Genomic DNA, 19,819 nt, shown 5'->3' with positions numbered 1-19,819 from the left:
ATTGCTGTGACCTTCACTCACCACCTGTCCTTGATGCACGGCTGGGTTCCGACCAGCATTCAAGTCATCACCGCCGTGGTGCTGATCGCCGCAATCGGCTGGCGTACCCGCCGCTGGGCGCTCATCTGGCTACCGTTCGCCGCCGCGGTGGGCGGCATCCTCGTCGCGGGCACCAACTGGTACATCGAGTCCGAGGGGCTGGCCGGCAACCCGGCGCCGCGGTCCCTGTGGGTGTGGATCGCGCTGACGGGTGCGGCGGTCGTGGTCCTGGCTGCCGGCTGGCGCGGCAGCCGGTGGTGGCTGCGCGGGACTGCCGTGATGGCAGTGCCTTTGACCCTGCTGTGCACGGCACTGGCACTGAACCTGTGGGTCGGCTACTTCCCGTGGGTGCAGACCGCATGGAACCAGTTGACCGCCGGTCCACTCCCCGACCAGACCGATCAGGTCACCGTGACGGCCATGCAGCGCCAGGGCACCATCCCCGCCAAGGGCAGTGTGATCCCCGTCGAAATCCCCAACACCGGTTCAGGTTTCCGACATCGCGGCGAGTATGTGTACCTGCCGCCGGCGTGGTTCGCTTCCAACCCCGCACCGCAGTTGCCGACCGTGATGATGATCGGCGGGGAGTTCAACACCCCGGCCGACTGGATGCGGGCCGGCAACGTGATCAAGACGATGGACGACTTCGCCGCCGCCCACCACGGGTACGCGCCGGTGCTGGCGTTCGTCGACCCGGGTGGCACCTTCAACAACGACACCGAATGCGTCAACGGCAAGCGCGGGAACGCCGCCGACCATCTCACCAAAGACGTTGTTCCGTATATGAACAGCCACTACGGGGTCAAGACGACGGCCTCCGGCTGGGGCATCGTCGGCTGGTCCATGGGCGGCACCTGCGCGGTGGACCTGGCGGTCATGCACCCCGAACTGTTCAGCGCGTTCGTCGACATCGCCGGTGACAGCGGCCCGAACTCGGGAACCAAGGCGCAGACCATCGACCGCCTGTTCGGCGGCAACGCCGCCGCGTGGGATGCGTTCGACCCGAGCACGGTGATCAACCGGCGCGGCCTCTACGACCAGATGGCCGGCTGGTTCGACGTCAACGACACGTCCACGCCGGGCAAGCCCGCGGGCCTCGTCAACGATCAGGCCAAGGCCGCCAACGGTCTGTGTGCGCTCGGCTCGAAACACGGCATCGAGTGCGCGGTGGTGACCCACCAGGGCACCCACGACTGGCCGTTCGCCAGCCACGCGTTCACCGCGGCCCTGCCCTGGCTGGCCGGCGTGATCGGCACCCCGCAGGTACCCGCAACCGGACTGCCGCAGTCCTCGCCGTCGGCAGCGTTCATCCAGACCGCCGCCAAATAGCGCTCAGTAGTCGGATTCGGCGGCGCGGACCTCGGCGAGGAAGGCCCCGGGGGCGCCCGCGGCGAGCCGGGCCCGCGCGAACTCCCGCACCCGGCCCCGCGCTTCCGCGGACTCGGCGGCACCCTTGGCGCCGACTCGGACCGCGGTGCGCGCCCAATCCAGGTTCCAGGCCTGGGTTTCGGTGAGACTCCGCCCCTCAGGATCACGCAACTCCAACACTGCGCGACCCGTGGCATCGAGGGAACCTGAAGCGGCGCAGCCGTTGCCGCGCAGTCCCACCTGGATACCCACCGGGGAATCCGGTCCCGAAAGCGCCACCTGGACCATCGCTACGGTGGCCGAACCGTCCCCTAGCACCGACCACTCGATGGTGCCCTCGGCGGCGTCGAACACCCCGGGTGGCACCGCCGACCACACGACGGTGTCCGCTCCGCGAGCGATCACGCCTGCCGCCGCCGCACCGTCGCCGGTGCCGGCCGCCAAGGCGTAGTCGTCGCGCTGCGGTTCCGTCTCAACGGTGTCCGGCCAGTCCAGCCCGATTTCACCGGCCAGCTCGCGGCATTCCTCGACCAGCACTACGACTCTTGGATCACCTTGGCGAGCATAAGAACTCAACATGCCCAGGTGTGGCGCCAGCAGGCCGGCAACGTCGGAATCCAGGGAGTCGTCGGTGAAGAAATCCTCGGCGGTCACCGTCAGCAGTGCCAGTTCGGCATCGAGCAGCGGGCGTTCCAGTGCCCCGATACCGTCCCTGTCACTGGCCGGCCACCATCTCCGCAGCCAGTGCCCGATCGCCAACCGCCGCAAGGCGCCCGTCGTGCCGGGCAGTACCTCGACCCCGGCCAGGTCCACCGGTTCCCCGAACTCCCGGTGGTGCAGTGCATCCAGGAGCGCGACATGACCGGCCTCGCCGACCACCCGCCACAGCCAGTCCGCGCGCTCCGGGTCGGTGAAGGTGATGGAAGGTGGTTCGCCGGCGCCCCCATCCACCACCCAGGACAGGACCGCGCCGCTGACCTCCAGTACCGCAACCAGAGGCACATCGTCGGCCACCGGACCGCTGCTCCACAGCCCGCCGTCTGCACCCAATCTCACTCTGCCACCTGCACTTCCAGCATCGCCTTGATCCGCTGCCGGTGATCCAGGCTGACCGATCTGGCCACGCCTTCGAGTAGCGACCGCAGGTCGTCGACGTCCGCGCAGCACTCCTGCCAGACATCCCGGCCGTGCAACCGCGCCCACAACCGGCTCAGATAGGGGCGGCAGAACGCGGAGAGATCGTCGATGACCTGGCGCTGGCGCGGGTGCACCGCCGTACCGGCCGCCAGGTAGCGCCGGGCATGCAGGACGTAGGCCTCCTTGGCCAGCCTGGCCTGGATGCGTGCCGACAACTGGAAACGTCCCGCGGCCGACGCGTCGAGCGGATGCAGGTCGACGGCCACCTCGATGCCGGCGAGAAACCCGGCCTGCTTGTCCTCGGCCAGCAGCCCCCACGGTGCACAGGCCCGGTCCACCTCCTCGGCGCACAGCAGCGGGATGTCGGGCAGTTCGTCGCGGTCCAGTGCCCGCCGCAATGTCGCACGCACCCGGTCCACCACGGTGCGGTCCAGCGGGCGGTCGCCCCCGGCCGGGCCGTCGATCGACGGGTGATGTTGCGGCAGTGCTGAACTCAGCCCGATATCGACGATCGACCAGGGCACCTCGGCGTCCTCGCACCGCACCCGGGCGCCCAGGTTGTACGGCGTGGCATCGGCCACCAGCGCCGCCCACACCCGCTGTCGGGCCACCTCGGCACGGTGGCTGTCGGCCCGACCGAGCACGGTGTCCAGCCCGGCGAAGAACGGCCCGGTGATGGCGTCGGAGGCGACGACGTCGTGCCAGCTGCGCTCGAGCTGGCGCCGCAACCGGTCGATGACGTGCGGATCGGCCACATGCTGGTTGAGCGCCTCGATGGCGGTACGGTCACGGCCCTGGTGGATGCCGGCCAGCACCTCCGTCGCCACGTCCGCTTTGTCGGAGGCCGGGGCACCTCGGGTCACGGCAAGTTCGAAACACACCGGGAAATAGAGTTCCTGGGCATTGCCGGCGGTGATGCGCAGCCGTCGGCGTTGCTGTTTGAGCTCGGTGAACCAGGCTGCTGCGGCCCGCAGCTGCGGTCCGCTGCGCATCATCTGCGCGTGCAGTTCGGCAACTACCTCGGGAGCCAGCACCGGTGCCGAATAGTGGGTGTTGCTGCGCAGCCTGAGCACCAGTGGGTCGATGATCCGTTTGACGGTCCGGCGCAGCGGCCCGCCGTCGCCGCCGCTGAACACCTCGACGCCGGGGCCGAGCGCGCGCCAGGCCCGGTCGATCACCGCGCGGCGCGGTTGGGCGGCACTCACGCCCGGATCGGGGCCGGCCTGCGCTCCAGACGTTTCGGACCCGATGCTCACCGGCTCCAGGATAGAGGCGCGGAAGTTGGGTTCGGTAGTGGTTGCTCAGCCGGACCCTTGGAGGCATGACCGACGCCGTGCTGCTCACCGTGCTGTGCCTGTTCTGCGCCGGCGCCGCGCTGACCGCCACCCACCGGGCGCGGTGCGTCTCCCGGAACGACGAGGCCGACGAACGCCTGGCCACCCTCGGGGAGGTGGCGGCCGAATTCGATCACATGCTGGTCCGCAAGGGATTGATGACCCGGGTGCAGCTCGAGCTGATCCGCACCGGGACCCGATCCCGCGGAATCGTCACCGGCATGCGGGCCACCGGGACCCTCTGCGAGGACTATCGCGAGGTCGAACTCGACCTGATGGTCAGCCGACGCGGCGGCGGTCAGTTCCCGGTGCATCAGCGCGCGCTGATCCCGGCATCGGCGCTGGCAAGGGTCTCGCCGGGCAACGTGATCGACGCGTACTACCGGCCGGGCGATGAGAGCACGGTGGCGGTCTGTGTGACCCCGGTCTGACTCAGCGGGCGCCGTCGACGGTGAACGTGGCCAGTGCGGCCCAGTGCAGGGGGCTGGCCGTCCGGTCGCCGTCACGCCACCGCCGCATCATGGACCGCTGCCAGCGGTTCACCGCCGCACCCGCATCGTCGTCTCGATGTGCCGAATCCACCCCGACGATGGTGTCCGTCATCGGATCGGCCTCTGCGCCGGCTGGACTGAATTGGCGGAACCCGGCCGTGGTCGGCAGCGACCACAGGGTCGCGGTCACCAACTGCGCGCCACCCAGGATCATCGCGGCGACCAATCCGGCTGCCTCGTCGAACCGGTAGTCACCGCCGGATGCGCACGCCAGCAACGCCACTCGCGGCGGGATCGGTAGTTGCGTCGCAATCATCTCCCCCGCGGTCAGCGGTGAGTTCTCGGCCAGGTGCAGTGCCGCGCGATCGGCATGCCCGGCGGCACCGTCGGCGGCGCTGGCATGCCCGACGTAGAGCAGCCGGCTCGGGTCCTGCGCGCAGGCCTCGGCCAACCAGCGCCGGTCGGTATCGGTGCGCCGGAACAGCTCGACGGCCTCCTCGACTTTCGGCAGGACGGCGTGCCCGGCCACCAGCTCACCGAAGTGCTCCGACAGCGGCGTCTGCGGTGCCGGGCGTCCCAGCACCGAGCCCAGGGCCGAATCCGGCCGCTGTCCGGGAATGCGGGGATCCAGTACCAGTACCGGCGGGCGGTCGCGTCGATCCGACCAACGGGCTGGGCTGCGCGGCGCGTGAACGATGTTGGGCGATACCGCCATCAGCACATCCACCAACTCCATCAGCCGGAAGCCGTCGGGACCCGGCATCGCCAGCTCACCCCAGGGCACCCGACCCAACCGCGGGCTCGGCGTCACGAAGAGCACCGGCCGGACATCGGCGACGCGATCGGCCAACAGGTGCCAGCCGGCGATCCCGATCAGATGCGAACCGAGCAGGCGGGCCAGTTCGAGTTCGGCATCCGGAGTGGCGAATGCGCCGGTGACCACTGCCCGTTCGACTGCCTCGGCCGGTGTTTCGGGGCCGATCGGATCCGGCAGCGCCGGGTTGAGCACAGCCTCCACCGCCGCCATGTGCGGCTCCTCGACCACCCAGGTGACCGAGCGTTGCGGCTCCCCCACCACGCGCAGGCTGGCATAGGTCGCGATGCCGACGTCGGCGAAACGGAGTACCAGAGTGTCGGTCACGGCCACGTCGCCCATTCCGCGCCAGGCGCGGTGACGTCCCGCCCATACCGCTGCAGTGCCAGCTCACGGTAGTGGCTCAATATCGGACCCGAACTCGGGTCGATCCGCAGCGGGGGCAGCGGGCCGAGCCTGGTCAGTGCGCCTCCACCGACCACCGGTGCGGCGGCGGCCGCGACGGCGAGTTGCGGCGCGAGTTCGGCCTCGACCGGGACGACCGCGGTGGCGGTGTCGGTCCATTCTGCGGCCGTACCCGTCTCGGCCGCTCGATCTGTACTGAAAGTTCCTCGTGCGCTGTGGTATTCGATCAGTTCACAGGTGAGTTCGGTATTGTCCGATTCCCAGGCCACCGCGAATGCTCCCGCCATCATCGGAGCCGCCACACCGTTGGCCCACCGGGCCCTGGCCCCGGCATCGGTGATCGTGTAGCGCACCGAATCGACCGCCAGCGCGGCAGGAATCTTCAGTTCGGCAGCCCGATCAAGCTTGACCATCCCGCGGCGGTACTTGCGGCTACCCGGGCGACAGTTGAACGTGCCGGTCCCCGCGGCGTACCGAGCCTCGACCTGTTCCCAGCTCTGCCCCGGTTTGCCCAAACCGTCAATGCCCATCTCCGCCAGTGCATCAGCCCGCCAGATGTTGCCCAGGTGCGCATCCAGCCGCGCGTACTGCAACCAACTGTGCCGCGGCGAGGCTTCCAGCAGCCCCCTGGCCTCGCCCACCATCGCGATCGCCTCATCGAAGGCGCCGCGGAACAGGGCTATCCAGCTGCGTTGCAACAGGATTCGGTGGATATGGAGGGGCCGTTCGATCTCGCGCCAATGCCGCTCGGCGTGCCCCCAGCACTCGTCGGCCTCCCGCAACCTGCCCAGACCCACCCGGATCAGCCCGAAGTACAGCCAACTCCGGGATACGTCATGAGCACGGGCATGCTCGGCGATCACCGGATAGGCCTCGGTGACCAGATCCTGCGTGTCGGAATACTCACCGGCCGACCAGGCGGCGGCTCCGCGCTCCAGTTGGGCGCGGGCGGTGGCAAGTCTCCAGCCGCGGGCCTCGGCGCGGGCACCGGCCCGGCGCAGCCACGGCTGGGCCTCGTCCAGGCGACCGGATTCGATGCAGAACCGACCGTAGCCGAGTGCTCCGGTGACGAACAGGTGATCGGTCTCGGCGTCACTGTCGGGCCCCGCATTCTGCAGGACATCGAGCACCTCGGCCCACACCGGCACCGAGGCGGCGTACAGGTCGTCGTCGCACAAGCTGCTTGCGATCAGAATCCTGGTGTGGCAGATCAGATTATGATGCTCAGCAGCCAAATCATCGAAGTCTCCACCGATTTCGATCAAGTCTTCCAGATGCGCTGCGGCACCCTCATGATCGCCGCGGGCGGCAGCCAGACCGGCTTCGAGGAACTCCACCCGGCGGCTGTAGCGGCAGATCATGTGATCGATCGCGGCATCGGACATGGTGGCCTCGGCAGCGAGGTCGGGGCGTTGCCCCGCACGGATCGCGACGTAGATCGCCAGACAATCGCGGATGCGGGAAATACTTTCCACCACACCCTCATACGCGGTGCGCACCAGGTAGATCTCACCGAGTTGGGCGAACACCTCCAGCGCATAGTCGTCGCGATCGGCCTGCTCGATCAGCGGCAGCTGCGACACCAGCACGTCCCGGGCAGCTTCCTCGTCCGCGGCCAGCGTGAGGTGACGGGCACGGTCGAGATCGCCGGCGATGGTCACCTCTGCACCATATAAAAGGAGCGGGCGTGCCCGGCAGGTGGTCCACCGGGCACGCCCGCCATGTCGGGGCGATCAGCTGCAGGACACCGTGATGGTGAACGGCTTGTTGATCATCCCGGCCATCGGGTTCTTCATGTCGGCGCCCGACGCCTCACCGGTGATGGTGTAGGTGTCCCCGTCGACCTTGACGTCGGCAGAGCCGACCTTGACGCCCATCGCCTCACTCACCGCCAACGCACTGCCGTCATAGACCAGGCCGAGCGATTCGACCTTGGGGGTGGCTTCGTCGGTCATCACCACACCGATGCCCTGCTGGCCGCCGACCGCGGCGCTGGCCACGTTGATCTTGCCGCCCTGCTTGACACAGGTGACCGAGTTCAGGTCGAGGCCGGCCAGGTCCGAACCGTCGACCTTGACCTGGGTGTTGCCCCCGGTGCTGACCTTGGATTCACCGGCCGGTTGGTTCGCCGATGCGGCGGGCTTGTCGGCAGGCTTGTCGTCCGAGCAGCCCACCAGCACCGCACCGGTCGCGAGCAGTCCCATGGCGCCGGCGATAACTCGATTCATGCTCATTCCGTCTTCCCCTTCGTCGCACGTTGCCCCGATGGCTCCGTCGTGTGCTCAAGTGAAGGCGGGCCCAAGTGCTACCGATCCCAAGAAATGTCGGTTGCCGCAGGTAACGTGGATTTCGTGACGAAGGACCCAGAGCAGCCGGATCAGCCCGAAGAAGCCCAGGAGCCCGCTGCGGTGGAGGGTGAGATCGTTCCCGCGGCTCCGGCCACGGGTCCGGCCGCACCCGTCGAAGTGCCCGACACCGGCTACACCGCCGCCGGGGTGCCGACGTTCGATTCGGTCCGGGAGAAGATCGAGACCCGGTTCGGCACCGCGATAGGGGCCACGGAGCTGGCATCCGAGACTCCGGAGGGCCGCTCCGTCGAGGAGCAGTATGAGAAGCGCCAGCAGGCGGCGGCCGAACGCCTGCAACAGATCCGTGAATCCATGGGCAAGCCGGACGACGCCTGATTCGTGCGCACATTCACCGTCGCCGAGCGCCGTGCCCGGTTGGCCCGGCGTCACTTCCTGAGCCGTCCGGCACCCTCCGTCGCCGCCACCGTCGGCGCCTTCGTGGGCCTGCATGCGACTGATCCCTCGACGCCCTACCTGTCCCTGTGGGCCCGGCTGCCCGGGTTCACCACCGACGCTCTGAACCAGGGCCTGTATGACCGGCGCACGTTGCTCAAACACCTGGCGATGCGCCGCACGCTGTGGGTCGTCCGCGCCGAGGACCTGCCGCTGGTGCAGGCCGGGGCCAGTGACCGGGTGGCCGGCACCGAGCACCGCAAACTCGTCGGCGATGTGGAGAAGGCCGGGGTGGCGGTTGACGGCTCCCAGTGGGTCGCCACGGCATGCCAGGCAGTGCTGGCCCATCTGCGCGAGCACGGGCCTACCCCTGCCGCACAACTGCGCACCGCGCTGCCCGAGCTCGCCGGCAGTTTCGACCCGGCACCGGGAAAGCGTTGGGGCGGTGAAACTCCGCTTTCTCCAAGGGTTTTGACGGTCCTCGGAGTGCGGGGGGAAATCGTGCGCGGCCCCAACGACGGCGCCTGGACCACCTCCCGGCCGCGGTGGACGGTCGCCTCCGACTGGCTCGGAACAACCGGACCGGCAGCCGAGCCGGACCATGCCCGCGCCGAGCTGGTGCGCACCTGGTTGCAGACATTCGGCCCGGCCACGGTCACCGATATCAAATGGTGGTTCGGAAACACCCTGACCTGGGCCCGTCACGCGTTGCGCGATATCGGCGCGGTCGAAGTGGATCTGCACGGAACAACCGGTTACGCGCTTGCCGACGACCTTGAGGTCGAGCCGGAACCTGAACCGTGGGCGGCCCTGCTCCCCGGCCTTGACGTCACCACGATGGGGTGGTTCGACCGCGACTGGTACCTCGGCGATCATCGCCCGGAGGTGTTCGACACCAACGGCAACGGCGGGCCCACCGCATGGTGGGACGGCCGGATCGTCGGCGGCTGGGGTCAGGACGCTGACGGCCGCATCCAGCTGCACCTGTTGGAGGACATCGGCCGCGACGGCATCCGCGCGCTGCAGCAGCGCGCGGATGCTCTGACCGAATGGCTGGCCGGAGCCCGCACCGTTCCCCGGTTCCCCTCGCCTCTATCGAAGCGCTGACGCCGCTAAGCGCTGGCCTTGCGCCGCTTGGGTTTCGGTGCCGGCACGTCGATCAGCTCCGCCAGGAACTGCCCGGTGTAGCTGTCCTGGTTGGCCGCCACATCTTCCGGCGTGCCCTGCGCCACGACCGTGCCGCCGCCGGCTCCGCCCTCGGGCCCCATGTCCACGATCCAGTCCGACGTCTTGATCACGTCGAGGTTGTGTTCGATGACGATCACCGTATTGCCCTTGTCGACAAGGCCGTTGATCACCTTGAGCAGCTTGCGGATGTCCTCGAAGTGCAGGCCGGTGGTCGGCTCGTCCAGAATGTAGACCGTGCGCCCGGTCGACCGCTTCTGCAGTTCGGCGGCGAGCTTGACGCGTTGCGCCTCACCGCCGGACAACGTCGGCGCCGGCTGCCCCAACCGCACGTAGCCCAGGCCGACGTCGACGAGCGTCTTGAGGTAGCGGTGGATGGAGGAGATCGGCTCGAAGAACTCGGTGGCATCCTCGATCGACATGTCCAGCACCTCGGCGATGGTCTTGCCCTTGTAATGCACCTCGAGGGTTTCCCGGTTGTACCGGGCGCCCTGACACACCTCGCACGGCACATAGACGTCGGGCAGGAAGTTCATCTCGATCTTGATGGTGCCGTCACCCGAGCAGGCCTCGCACCGACCGCCCTTGACGTTGAACGAGAACCGCCCGGGCTGATAGCCGCGGACCTTGGCCTCGGTGGTGGCGGCGAACAACGACCGGATCTTGTCGAACACCCCGGTGTAGGTGGCGGCGTTGGAGCGCGGCGTGCGGCCGATCGGTGACTGGTCGACGCGGACCAGCTTGTCCAGCTGATCGAGTCCGTTGACCCGGGTGTGCCTGCCTGGCACCTGCCGGGCACCGTTGAGTTTGTTGGCCATCACCGAGGCCAGGATGTCGTTGACCAGGGTCGACTTGCCCGAGCCGGAGACCCCGGTGACGGAGGTCAGCACGCCGAGCGGGAACGCGACGTCGATCTCGCGGAGATTATTCTCCCTCGCCCCGACCACCGTGATCTGGCGCCGCTTGTCGGTGGGCCGCCGGACAGCCGGAACCTCGATACTCTCCTTGCCGGAAAGGTAAGCGCCGGTGAGGGATTCAGGATTGGTCAGCAGGTCTGCATATGTTCCGCTGTGCACGATCCGGCCACCGTGCTCACCGGCTGCCGGGCCGATGTCGACCACCCAGTCGGCATGCGCGATGGTGTCCAGATCGTGTTCGACGACGATGAGTGTGTTGCCGAGTTCGCGCAACCGGACCAGGGTGTCGATCAACCTGCGGTTGTCGCGCTGGTGCAGACCGATGGACGGCTCGTCGAGCACGTAGAGCACGCCGACCAGCCCGGAGCCGATCTGGGTGGCCAGCCGGATGCGCTGTGCCTCACCGCCGGACAGCGTCGCGGCCGCCCGTGACAGCGACAGATAGTCCAGGCCGACGTCGAGCAGGAACCCGAGCCGCGACTGGACCTCTTTGAGCACCTGCCCGGCGATGGCCTGTTCACGCGTCCCCAGGGTGAGGGCGTTCAGGAAATCGGCGCAGTCGGCGATCGACAGCTCGGCCACCTCGGCGATGGACTTGGCACCGTGGTCCCCGGCGGCCAGTGTCACGGCGAGGATCTCGGGCTTGAGCCGGGTGCCGTTGCACTCCGGGCAGGGGATGTCGCGCATGAAGCCCTCGTAGCGTTCCTTCATCTGCTCCGAGTCGGTCTGCTCCATGCGTCGCGCCAGGAACGCCATCACGCCTTCGAAATCGGCGTAGTAGGACCGGGTGCGGCCGTAGCGGTTCTTGTACCGGACGTGGACCTGGTGATCCGAGCCTTCCAGAATCGCCTTGCGCGCCTTGGCCGGCAGCTTCTTCCACGGGGTGTCGATGTCGAACCCGAGCTGATCACCCAGCCCGGACAGCATCCGGGTGAAGTACTCGGCGCTCTGCCCGACGGCCCACGGCGCGATGGCGCCGCCGGCGAGGGTCAGCTCCGGGTCGGGCACGACCAGTTCGGGGTCGACCTCCTTGCGGATCCCCAGGCCGGTGCACTCCGGGCAGGCGCCGTACGGCGAGTTGAACGAGAACGACCGGGGCTCCAGATCGTCGACGGCCAGCGGGTGGCCATTGGGGCAGGCTAGCTTCTCGGAGAAGCGTTGCTCCCGGTGCGGATGGTCGTCCTCACGGTCGACGAACTCGAGGACGACGATGCCGTCAGCCAGGTTCAGCGCGGTCTCCACCGAGTCCGTCAGCCGCTGCTTGGAGCTGGATTTGACCGTCAACCGGTCGACAACCACCTCGATGTCGTGCTTTTCCTGCTTCTTGAGCTTGGGCGGGTCGGTCAGCGAATGCACCACGCCGTCCACCCGCACCCGGCTGTAGCCCTGGCCGTTGAGCTTCTCGAACAGGTCGACGAACTCACCCTTGCGGGTGCGGACCACCGGGGCCAGCACCTGGAAACGCAGGCCCTCATCCATGGCCAGGACCTGGTCCACGATCTGCTGCGGGGTCTGCCGGGCGATGCGCTCGCCACACACCGGACAGTGCGGGGTGCCGGCGCGGGCGTACAGCAGCCGCAGGTAGTCGTAGACCTCGGTGATGGTGCCCACCGTCGAGCGGGGGTTGCGGTTGGTCGACTTCTGATCGATGGACACCGCAGGCGACAGGCCCTCGATGAAGTCCACATCGGGCTTGTCCATCTGGCCGAGGAACTGCCGGGCGTAGGCCGACAGCGATTCGACATAACGACGCTGCCCCTCGGCGAAGATGGTGTCAAAGGCCAGTGAGGACTTGCCCGACCCGGACAGGCCGGTGAACACGATCAGCGCATCACGCGGCAGATCGAGGTCAACTCCCCGCAGATTGTGCTCGCGGGCACCCTTCACGATCAGGCGGTCAGCCACGCGTTTCCTTTCCCACGACAGACTTCACGCCCATGCTATGTGCGCCCACCGACAAGCCCGATACCGTGGCGCTATGACCAGCCCTCACATCGCGGTTGACGACACCTACACCGGCCACCAGGAGCCGCAGACCGCCGCCCGGCGCACCCTGCCGAACGCCTCGATCATCAAGGTGTCGGTGGGCCCGATGGACAACAACGCCTACCTCGTGACCTGCAATTCCACCGGCAAAACCCTGCTGATCGACGCGGCAAACGACGCCGAGGTGCTCCTCGATGTGATCAAGCAGCAGGCCCCCGAGCTGTCCCTGATCGTCACCAGCCACCAGCATTTCGACCACTGGCAGGCACTGAAAGCTGTGGCAGAGGTCACCGGCGCACCGACGGCCGCGCACTCCCTCGACGCCGAGCCACTGCCGGTGACGCCCGACCGGATCCTGGCCGACGGCGACACCATCACGATCGGCGACCTGACGTTCGACGTGATCCACCTTCAGGGGCACACCGAGGGTTCGGTCGCCCTGGCCCTGAAATCACCTGACGGAGTGACCCACCTGTTCACCGGCGACTGCCTGTTTCCCGGCGGAGTCGGTAAGACCTGGCAGCCGGGCGACTTCGAGCGGCTACTGGGTGATGTGAGCACCAAGGTGTTCGACGTCTACGACGACAGCACGGTGGTGTACCCCGGCCACGGCGACGACACAACCCTTGGCGCAGAGCGTCCACATCTATCTGAGTGGCGCGAACGCGGCTGGTGAATCGCAGAGGGTCGCCGCACATAGAGAAGCGAGAAAGGGCCACCCAATGACCAACGACTGGAATGACTTCCGCGGTGAGCTCGATGCCGACCAGCAAGCCCAGGTGGAGGGGCTTAGCCGCATGGACCATCCCCGTAGGGACGAGATGCTCGTGGCATACGCTCGCAGCCTCGTCCAAGAGAACCTGTTGCAAACCTGGCTGGCTGATGTTCCCGTGCCGGCGGGAGCGGTCAGCAAGGGCAGCGAGTGGATTGACGACGGCGCAAGCGTGTACAGATTCTTTGATGGCACGGCGCGCGGCGACGTGAAGATCGTCATTCAGCAGTGGGACGACGATCGTGCCGAGCGGGTCGTGTTCGCCGGGAAGGTCCCCGATCCGTGCACGGCCGACCAAGCCCGCGAGTGGGGCAAGGACATGATCGCAGCCGCAGCCGAGATCGAGCGCCACCAGTGAGTCTCGCCTAAACCAAACCGCCCCGTCACGAATCGACGGGGCGGCTTTTGTTTGCGGGCTGCCCCAGTCAGCGCGTTTGGTAGCGTTGCTACACACCTTTGATCTGAGGGGGCGTAGGTGGCAGATTTGCGGGTCAACACCGATGGGCTGACATCGGCGGCGATGACGGGGGACGACGTTGCCGCCAGCCTCGCCACGAGCACCGCCGGGGGTCCCGGCGGTAACCGGCAGGGCCACGCTGGCGTTGCGGCCATGGACGCGGCACTGACGTCGGTTCGGGACAGACAGTCTGGCCGTGCATCCGAGCTCGCCGATGGCCTCCGGGTCGCCACCGGTAGCTATCAGACCACCGACAGTGACGGTGCCGACGATATCGCGGTGACGCTGTGAGGCGGTCCGAGATCGCCGGCTGGGACGTGTCCTACCTCGATGACGCGGCAACCCGCTGGCGTGCCGCTGCCGACGAATCAGACCGACTATTCAGCCAGTACCGGCAGACGGTAGGCGATGCCGACTGGACCGGCACGGGGCGCGATGCGGCATATGACCACGTCAGCTCCGACGCTCGTGTCGTACAGACTCAGGGTGAGGTTCAGCGGGCAGCTGCCACGATTGCTCAGGACAGCGCCACCGATCAACGCAATGCCGTGCAGAAGACCGTAGACGCCATTGCCGAGGCCGAGGGAGCCGGGTTTCAGGTCAGCGAGGATCTGAAGGTGCGCGACACCAGGCGGATAGACGTCGCCACGATGAGTGCGCGATACACCGCCTGCCGCGAGCATGCCGAGAACATCCAGTGGAACGCCGACCAGCTTGCACAGGCCGATTCGCTGGTCGGTCAGCGCCTCCAGGAAAAGGCCGTCGAACTGGACGGCATAGGCTTCAGCGGGCCAACGGTGCAAGCCGCCAGCTGGGGCGGGTTCAAGCAGGACGGTGGTGACCCAGACCCGTGGGAGCCTCCAGTGATCAAGACCGAGCAGACACCCTCACAGCCCACGGTGATCGACGCCAGTCCACCTGAGATGTTCCCCACCTGCGACAACATCGACGTGTGGAACAATATTGGCCAAACCCTTGCCGGTACCACTGGTGTAGCAATTGGCATAGCTGGCATGCCATTTACCCTTGGTGGCACCTTTCCAGTCATCCTCAGCGGTGGCGCGCTGGTAGCTAATTCGTTGAACGAGATGAGGCATTGCGGATGACGCCCATAGGGGCTTTAACACTGGCGATTCTCGCGGGACTTGTTCTTGGTCTTGCGATCACCTGGTACATGCGCCGGGGTACGCGATCGCGCCCACAGCTTGTGCAGCGCACGCACCTCGCTTCTGCGCTGGCCATGATTGCTATGTCTATTTCGTGCTGGATTGGCGTGGCGTTTTCATCGCGAGTCAGCACCACCACTGTCGTACTGGGTGCCGCGACGGGGATCTACGGCGTCGGCCACCTCGTATGGATGCTTCGCAGTCGAGTGGTGAAGACTGATGACTAAGCTTCTGTCGTTCGTCGGTCCGCACGGCGCTCCAGTCAATCTGGAGTTGCCAGAAGATGCTCCAGTGGATCACGTGGTCAAACTTGTCACAGGAACACCCCCCGGCGGGTGGTGCTACTTAACGGTCTTGGTCGATGGCAAAGAGACACGCGTTCACGTGCGGCCGGATACGTTTGGGATGTTCTTTATCCACGAGAAGTGACCCCCATTAAGACCCCCGGCCCACAAGTGATTTGGGCCGGGGGTTTCTTCATGTGATCCTAAGCGCTGGCCTCGGAGGTCGTGACCGGCTCCAATTCATGATCAACCTGGACGAGGACATACGTCCCGTCCTCGCGCAACGTCTTCCGGTCGACGAGGCGTGACGGGATGCGCGCCGCCCCTGCTTATCCAGATCCTTGGCGGCGATCTTCGCGCCAACCTTCAGCAGCTCGGCCCACGCATTATCGGCGTCCCACGCATTCCACGCCGTGCGGTAGTCCTCGACGCCCGTGGTGTCCACTACCAACCCGAACGCCAACGATTTCGTCTTCGGGCTCCGTGACCCGGCCACGCTGTCCTTCGCCGCGGGATGCGCCACACCAGCGTTCATCGCGGCGGCGATCAGCGGCACCAGCAAACCATCAAATTCACTGGACAGCCGCGCTGCATCCTGCCAGGCACGCTGAACTTTCAAGTCGTTCAACGCCGATAATCTCATTCACATCAGTGGTGGGATCTACGATTCGACGTCTCGACGACAGCACGGTGGTGTACCCCGGCCACGGCGACGACACCACGCTCGGCGCCGAACGTCCCCATGTCGGGGAGTGGCGCGAGCGCGGTTGGTAGTCGGGCAGCCGGCGGCTCAGCTGGTGTGGACGATGAGCACGTCGGTCTTGGACCGGCGTGCCACATTCGCGGGCACCGAGCCCAGCAGACGGCCGGCAATCGTGCTCAGGCCGACGTTGCCGACCACCAGCAGATCCGCCTGGACGTCCTCGGCCAGCTCCACGAGCGCATCGACCGGAGCGCCGACAACCGGCCGCTCCTCGATGTCGGTGGCGCCGGCCGCCTTTGCACGTTCGGTCGCCTCGCGGAGGATGGCGTAGATCGGCGCATTGCCCGCCATCTTGTAGCCCTCCTCCTTGAGCACATCGGCGGCACGCTGGTCTTCGCTCTGAGGGAAGTACGCGGTTGCCACGATCAGCTTGGCATTCGACCCGGCGGCAATCAGACCGGCGCGGTCGACTGCACGCAACGACGAATCAGATCCGTCGGTGCCGACCACCACGGTTCGATACGCGCTCATCAATACCCTCCCACTGTCAGTTGCAACGCCACCCGAGACAGTAACCCGTCGCCCGCTGACCAGGGGCGCAAATCACGACACCCGCACGGCCAGCCGACAACTGGACCCACTATTGGCGTCCGGTGCGGCGAATTGGCACTGATGTTAACGCGTGGAGGCACAAATACGGTGCCGACCGTGACGTAGTCGATCTCGGCCGAATCCAGGTTGTCGCCAGGACGATTCGCCGCCGGAGTGATCCAGCCCATTTGAACCGGTGACCGGTCGGTAACAGCACTGCCGGACAAAGCCAGTCGGGGTGCCTCAGGTTATTGTTTGCCATCACCTGAGGGGGTTGCACCATCGCTGACGTGGATTTATCGCTGAACGAGCGCGCCGAGGGCGCGGACCGGCGCGTCGTTCGCGAAGCCCGAATCGACGCCCTGGCGGTGGCGGCGTTTGCCGTAGCACTGTGCGCGGCGGGAGCGGCCCGTCCGTCGCTGTGGTTCGACGAGGCCGCCACCATATCGGCGGCGACCCGCTCGATACCGCAGCTGTGGGACCTGATCGGCCACATCGACGCCGTGCACGGGCTGTATTACCTCGGCATGCACGGCTGGTTCGCCATCTTGCCGGCAACGGAGTTCTGGTCCAGGTTCTCCAGCTGTCTGGCCATCGGTGGCGCCGCGGCCGGGGTCGTGGTTCTCGGCCGGCAGTTCAGTACCCGGACGGTATCCGTTTGTGCGGGCATTCTTTTCGCGATGCTGCCGAGGATCACGTGGGCAGGTATCGAGGCCCGCTCCTACTCCTGGTCGACGTTGGCCGCGGTCTGGCTGACAGTTCTGCTCATCTCCGCCATCCGGCGCGACCGCACCGCGGTGTGGCTGTCATACGGTGCGCTGCTGGCGGCCTCCACCGTGCTGAACATGTTCGTGGTGCTGATGGTGGTTCCGCACGCCGTGGCCGTCGCGATCGTCTGCAACCGGCGTCGCACCCGGATCAGGTGGGCCTCGGTTACGGCAGCAGCCGTCGTCCTCGTGGTCCCGTTCGTCTTGTGGTGTCGTTCGCAGAGCTTCCAGGTCGGGTGGATCTCACCGCTGGGACTGCATTCGTTTGCCGAAGTCCTGGTCAACCAGTACTTCGACGAAAGTGTGGCGTTCGCGGTACTGGCGGCCGTCGTGCTGAGCGCGCCCCTGTTGACCAGGCGGCGGCCCACCGATGACGGTACCCGGCGGCTGGTGGCCGTGGCCGTGGTGTGGGTTGTCGCCCCGACCGCCGTGTTACTGGCGTATTCGGCTGTTGCCCAACCGCTTTACTACCCTCGCTACCTCTGTTTCACCACGCCGGGGATGGCGCTGCTGCTCGCCGTGTGTGTGGTCGCGGTGGCTCGCAGCAGGGAATGGATCACTGCCACATTGGCGGTGTTCGCCGTCGCGGCGACGCCCAACTACCTGACGGTGCAGCGCGGCCCGTACGCCAAGGAGGGCATGGACTTCAGCCAGGTGGCCGACGTCATCTCGGCGCACTCATCCCCCGGCGACTGCGTGATCTTCGACAACACCGCCTCGTGGAAGCCGGGCCCGATTCGTCCCATTACCGCCGCCCGGCCCGCCGCCTACGCCGACCTCATCGACCCCGGTCGAGGAAGGCCGGCCTGGCAACGGAATCGATTGTGGGATGCGCATCTCGGGATCTGGGGCGTCGCCGACCAGGTGCGTCGCTGCACGGTCTTGTGGACGGTGTCCGAACGCGACCTCGCAGTACCGAGCCGACAGAGCGGCGAAAGACTGCAGCCCGGACCCCGATTGGACCGCGCTCCGGCCTATCAGGTACCCGAGAGCATGGGTTTCCACATCGTGGAACGCTGGCAGTTCAACTTCGCCCAGGTGGTCAAGTCCACCCGATGAGTGACCCTCTCCCGCGACTGAAGATCGCGGGATTCCCTATGCCGCGTGTGCGTCATCGGGTCTTCTCGCTTGCGCGAGCACACCCGTGGTGGCGGGTGTTGCCTCCAGTCCGGAGGTGTGCGCGGGCCGGGTGGCCCGGGCGAGGATGGTGTTGGCTGCCTGCAGGTCCGCGTGGTCCTGGTGGCCACATTTCACGCACTGGAATTCCGCTTGGCTCTTACGGTTTTCCTTCACGCTGTGGCCACAGTTGCGGCACTCCAGACTGCTGTACGCGGCCGGCACCTCGATGAGGGTGGTACCGGACGCGGACGTTTTGTGTTCCAAACGCTGGGCGATCACACCCCAGCAGTTCGCATAGATCCCCCGGTTCAAACCGGATTTCGCGGCTTTCCCGTTCGGCAGGTAGTGACCCGGCACCTCGGGGTCGGGCTTGGGTTTCGGTGCCCGCACCATGTTCCGAGTCGGCAGTTTCTCCACCGCGACCACACCATAGGTGGCCGTGATTCTGGTGGTGGTTTTCTCGATCCAGTCACGGCGCCGATCGGCCACTCTCGCGTGCAGTGTGGCGATACGGGCTTTCACCTTGCCTCGGCGGATACTGCCTTTTCGGCAACGCGCCAGCTGCTGCTGCAGCCGGATCAGCTTGTTCTGCTCGACGCGGCGCATGACCGGGGCCCGCAGCATCGTGCCATCCGAGAGTGCGAGCGTGGTTTTCACGCCCCGGTCGATTCCGACCATGCACTCCTCACGGCCCGCCGCAGCCGGCACCCCTGGCTGGGGAGCCGGGAAGCTGACGTGCCAGCGGCCCGCCTTGCAGGTGACCCGGGCCATGCCGAGCTTGCCGGCCGGCAGCGGGCGAGAGAGCCGCAACTTGACCAGCCCGAGTTTCGGGACGAACACCTGCGCCCATTTACGATTCACCGGCTCGACACGGCTGTCGCGAATGCAGAAGCCCTCATCGAGATGTTTACGTCGCCACGTCGGCCGGCGATGGGTGCCTGTGAAGAATCCCGCCACGGCGCGGTCGAAATCCCGCAGGGCCTGCTGCTGCACCGCCGACGACCCCGCCGCCAGCCACTCAAACGCCTGCCGGGCTGCAGCGAGTTGTTTCTGCCGAGCCGCCGGACCCGGCGCCGATCTACCAGAGCGCCCCCAATTGAACTGCTCGACAGCAAGATTCCACACGTAACGGGCATCGGCACAGTGCCGTTCCAACATGAACACCGCCTGCTGAGCGGTCGGATACATGCGGTAACGGTGCGCCATCGCTATGCAGCCGTCACCTTTCGCCCAGCCGTAGGTTTCTGATTCTCCACGTAGCGGCCAACCACCTCCAAGGGCGCACCGCCCACCGTAGAGACAAACCACGATGGTGACCACAAGCATTTCATCCTCGCCAGATGCGCGAACTCCTGCCTAAGGCGCCGCGACGAGCGCCCTTTCAGAATCTCGGCGACCACCTCACCGATGATCTGCTTCAACCGCGTCTGGATCGGCCCACGCAACACATCACGGCGGTACTTCGGGCACCAAATCACGTGGTAGTGCACCGAAAACACCGATTTACGTGTCGACTGGTACTGCATGAACCTCACGATAAACC

Annotated in this window: 19 protein-coding genes and 1 pseudogene; 10 read left to right on the top strand and 10 right to left on the bottom strand. The window is 66.8% G+C overall.

The window, feature by feature from the left end; all coding sequences use genetic code 11:
* Nucleotides 1-6 precede the first annotated feature (6 nt).
* Nucleotides 7-1,368 (top strand): alpha/beta hydrolase, encoded by a 1,362-nt coding sequence (locus JOF57_RS07815; RefSeq protein WP_209915471.1) that lies wholly within the window; start codon nucleotides 7-9, stop codon nucleotides 1,366-1,368.
* Between the two features lie 3 nt (nucleotides 1,369-1,371).
* Here JOF57_RS07815 and JOF57_RS07810 read toward each other — a convergent pair whose 3' ends face one another.
* Nucleotides 1,372-2,463, bottom strand: coding sequence for a hypothetical protein (locus tag JOF57_RS07810; protein ID WP_209915469.1), 1,092 nt, complete (start codon nucleotides 2,461-2,463; stop codon nucleotides 1,372-1,374).
* Nucleotides 2,460-3,800 (bottom strand): hypothetical protein, encoded by a 1,341-nt coding sequence (locus tag JOF57_RS07805; protein ID WP_407666545.1) that lies wholly within the window; start codon nucleotides 3,798-3,800, stop codon nucleotides 2,460-2,462. Before JOF57_RS07805 ends, JOF57_RS07810 begins: the two co-directional genes overlap by 4 nt.
* A gap of 65 nt (nucleotides 3,801-3,865) precedes the next feature.
* Here JOF57_RS07805 and JOF57_RS07800 point away from each other — a divergent pair, with 65 nt between their 5' ends.
* Nucleotides 3,866-4,309 (top strand): hypothetical protein, encoded by a 444-nt coding sequence (locus tag JOF57_RS07800; protein WP_209915467.1) that lies wholly within the window; start codon nucleotides 3,866-3,868, stop codon nucleotides 4,307-4,309.
* Nucleotide 4,310: 1 nt separating this feature from the next.
* Here JOF57_RS07800 and JOF57_RS07795 read toward each other — a convergent pair whose 3' ends face one another.
* The 3 genes from JOF57_RS07795 to JOF57_RS07785 form a co-directional block, all read right to left on the bottom strand.
* A complete protein-coding gene (locus tag JOF57_RS07795; RefSeq protein WP_209915465.1) occupies nucleotides 4,311-5,525 on the bottom strand; it encodes a CHAT domain-containing protein in 1,215 nt (404 codons plus the stop codon).
* The gene (locus JOF57_RS07790) at nucleotides 5,507-7,249 is read right to left on the bottom strand and encodes a hypothetical protein (protein ID WP_209915463.1); all 1,743 of its coding nucleotides are present in this window, start codon (nucleotides 7,247-7,249) and stop codon (nucleotides 5,507-5,509) included. The genes JOF57_RS07795 and JOF57_RS07790 overlap by 19 nt, the downstream gene beginning before the upstream one ends.
* Nucleotides 7,250-7,321: 72 nt before the next feature.
* Nucleotides 7,322-7,816 (bottom strand): lipoprotein LpqH, encoded by a 495-nt coding sequence (locus tag JOF57_RS07785; RefSeq protein ID WP_209915923.1) that lies wholly within the window; start codon nucleotides 7,814-7,816, stop codon nucleotides 7,322-7,324.
* A gap of 93 nt (nucleotides 7,817-7,909) precedes the next feature.
* Between JOF57_RS07785 and JOF57_RS07780 the strand changes: the two genes are divergently transcribed.
* The gene (locus JOF57_RS07780) at nucleotides 7,910-8,272 is read left to right on the top strand and encodes a hypothetical protein (protein WP_234937746.1); all 363 of its coding nucleotides are present in this window, start codon (nucleotides 7,910-7,912) and stop codon (nucleotides 8,270-8,272) included.
* Between the two features lie 3 nt (nucleotides 8,273-8,275).
* Complete coding sequence (locus tag JOF57_RS07775; protein WP_209915461.1) at nucleotides 8,276-9,436, top strand: winged helix DNA-binding domain-containing protein; 1,161 nt, start codon at nucleotides 8,276-8,278, stop codon at nucleotides 9,434-9,436.
* Between the two features lie 5 nt (nucleotides 9,437-9,441).
* Here JOF57_RS07775 and uvrA read toward each other — a convergent pair whose 3' ends face one another.
* Nucleotides 9,442-12,336, bottom strand: a complete 2,895-nt coding sequence (uvrA, locus tag JOF57_RS07770; protein WP_209915459.1) for an excinuclease ABC subunit UvrA — start codon at nucleotides 12,334-12,336, stop codon at nucleotides 9,442-9,444.
* A 73-nt stretch (nucleotides 12,337-12,409) separates the two neighbouring features.
* On the opposite strand from uvrA, the gene JOF57_RS07765 reads away from it, so the two are divergent.
* From JOF57_RS07765 to JOF57_RS07750, 4 genes are all read left to right on the top strand, one after another.
* The gene (locus JOF57_RS07765) at nucleotides 12,410-13,093 is read left to right on the top strand and encodes an MBL fold metallo-hydrolase (RefSeq protein WP_209915457.1); all 684 of its coding nucleotides are present in this window, start codon (nucleotides 12,410-12,412) and stop codon (nucleotides 13,091-13,093) included.
* A 46-nt stretch (nucleotides 13,094-13,139) separates the two neighbouring features.
* Entirely contained in the window at nucleotides 13,140-13,547 is a 408-nt protein-coding gene (locus JOF57_RS07760) for a hypothetical protein (RefSeq protein WP_163660752.1), read from the top strand.
* A 117-nt stretch (nucleotides 13,548-13,664) separates the two neighbouring features.
* Complete coding sequence (locus JOF57_RS07755) at nucleotides 13,665-13,937, top strand: type VII secretion target (RefSeq protein WP_163660750.1); 273 nt, start codon at nucleotides 13,665-13,667, stop codon at nucleotides 13,935-13,937.
* Between the two features lie 26 nt (nucleotides 13,938-13,963).
* Entirely contained in the window at nucleotides 13,964-14,752 is a 789-nt protein-coding gene (locus tag JOF57_RS07750; protein WP_179964464.1) for a hypothetical protein, read from the top strand.
* 537 nt (nucleotides 14,753-15,289) lie between these two features.
* Here JOF57_RS07750 and JOF57_RS07745 read toward each other — a convergent pair.
* Nucleotides 15,290-15,724 carry a hypothetical protein gene (locus tag JOF57_RS07745; RefSeq protein ID WP_209915455.1) on the bottom strand — a complete coding sequence of 145 codons (435 nt, stop codon included), beginning with the start codon at nucleotides 15,722-15,724 and terminating at the stop codon, nucleotides 15,290-15,292.
* 44 nt (nucleotides 15,725-15,768) lie between these two features.
* Between JOF57_RS07745 and JOF57_RS07740 the strand changes: the two are divergent.
* A pseudogene (locus tag JOF57_RS07740) lies at nucleotides 15,769-15,870 on the top strand (MBL fold metallo-hydrolase); the annotation flags it as partial.
* 16 nt (nucleotides 15,871-15,886) lie between these two features.
* On the opposite strand, the gene JOF57_RS07735 reads toward JOF57_RS07740, so the two are convergent.
* Complete coding sequence (locus tag JOF57_RS07735; RefSeq protein ID WP_163660746.1) at nucleotides 15,887-16,330, bottom strand: universal stress protein; 444 nt, start codon at nucleotides 16,328-16,330, stop codon at nucleotides 15,887-15,889.
* A 350-nt stretch (nucleotides 16,331-16,680) separates the two neighbouring features.
* Here JOF57_RS07735 and JOF57_RS07730 point away from each other — a divergent pair, with 350 nt between their 5' ends.
* Nucleotides 16,681-18,216, top strand: coding sequence for a glycosyltransferase family 39 protein (locus tag JOF57_RS07730; RefSeq protein ID WP_209915453.1), 1,536 nt, complete (start codon nucleotides 16,681-16,683; stop codon nucleotides 18,214-18,216).
* A 36-nt stretch (nucleotides 18,217-18,252) separates the two neighbouring features.
* On the opposite strand, the gene JOF57_RS07725 is transcribed toward JOF57_RS07730, so the two are convergent.
* Together JOF57_RS07725 and JOF57_RS07720 are read right to left on the bottom strand one after the other, a co-directional pair.
* The gene (locus tag JOF57_RS07725; protein WP_273544636.1) at nucleotides 18,253-19,482 is read right to left on the bottom strand and encodes an RNA-guided endonuclease InsQ/TnpB family protein; all 1,230 of its coding nucleotides are present in this window, start codon (nucleotides 19,480-19,482) and stop codon (nucleotides 18,253-18,255) included.
* Between the two features lie 2 nt (nucleotides 19,483-19,484).
* Nucleotides 19,485-19,802 carry a transposase gene (locus tag JOF57_RS07720; RefSeq protein ID WP_163660739.1) on the bottom strand — a complete coding sequence of 106 codons (318 nt, stop codon included), beginning with the start codon at nucleotides 19,800-19,802 and terminating at the stop codon, nucleotides 19,485-19,487.
* Nucleotides 19,803-19,819: the final 17 nt, after the last annotated feature.

Origin of the sequence: Mycolicibacterium lutetiense (genome assembly GCF_017876775.1) — a bacterium.
Lineage (GTDB): Bacteria > Actinomycetota > Actinomycetes > Mycobacteriales > Mycobacteriaceae > Mycobacterium > Mycobacterium lutetiense.
Note: the sequence above shows the minus strand (reverse complement) of the source record. Positions and strands in the feature narration are given on the sequence as shown.

Coding starts and splice junctions, on each gene's coding strand:
- JOF57_RS07725 (WP_273544636.1), bottom strand. CDS start 19,482: ATGGCGCACCGTTACCGCATGTATCCGACCGCTCAGCAGGCGGTGTTC.
- JOF57_RS07765 (WP_209915457.1), top strand. CDS start 12,410: ATGACCAGCCCTCACATCGCGGTTGACGACACCTACACCGGCCACCAG.
- JOF57_RS07735 (WP_163660746.1), bottom strand. CDS start 16,330: ATGAGCGCGTATCGAACCGTGGTGGTCGGCACCGACGGATCTGATTCG.
- JOF57_RS07720 (WP_163660739.1), bottom strand. CDS start 19,802: ATGCAGTACCAGTCGACACGTAAATCGGTGTTTTCGGTGCACTACCAC.
- JOF57_RS07780 (WP_234937746.1), top strand. CDS start 7,910: ATGTCGGTTGCCGCAGGTAACGTGGATTTCGTGACGAAGGACCCAGAG.
- JOF57_RS07795 (WP_209915465.1), bottom strand. CDS start 5,525: ATGGGCGACGTGGCCGTGACCGACACTCTGGTACTCCGTTTCGCCGAC.
- JOF57_RS07760 (WP_163660752.1), top strand. CDS start 13,140: ATGACCAACGACTGGAATGACTTCCGCGGTGAGCTCGATGCCGACCAG.
- JOF57_RS07800 (WP_209915467.1), top strand. CDS start 3,866: ATGACCGACGCCGTGCTGCTCACCGTGCTGTGCCTGTTCTGCGCCGGC.
- JOF57_RS07785 (WP_209915923.1), bottom strand. CDS start 7,816: ATGAATCGAGTTATCGCCGGCGCCATGGGACTGCTCGCGACCGGTGCG.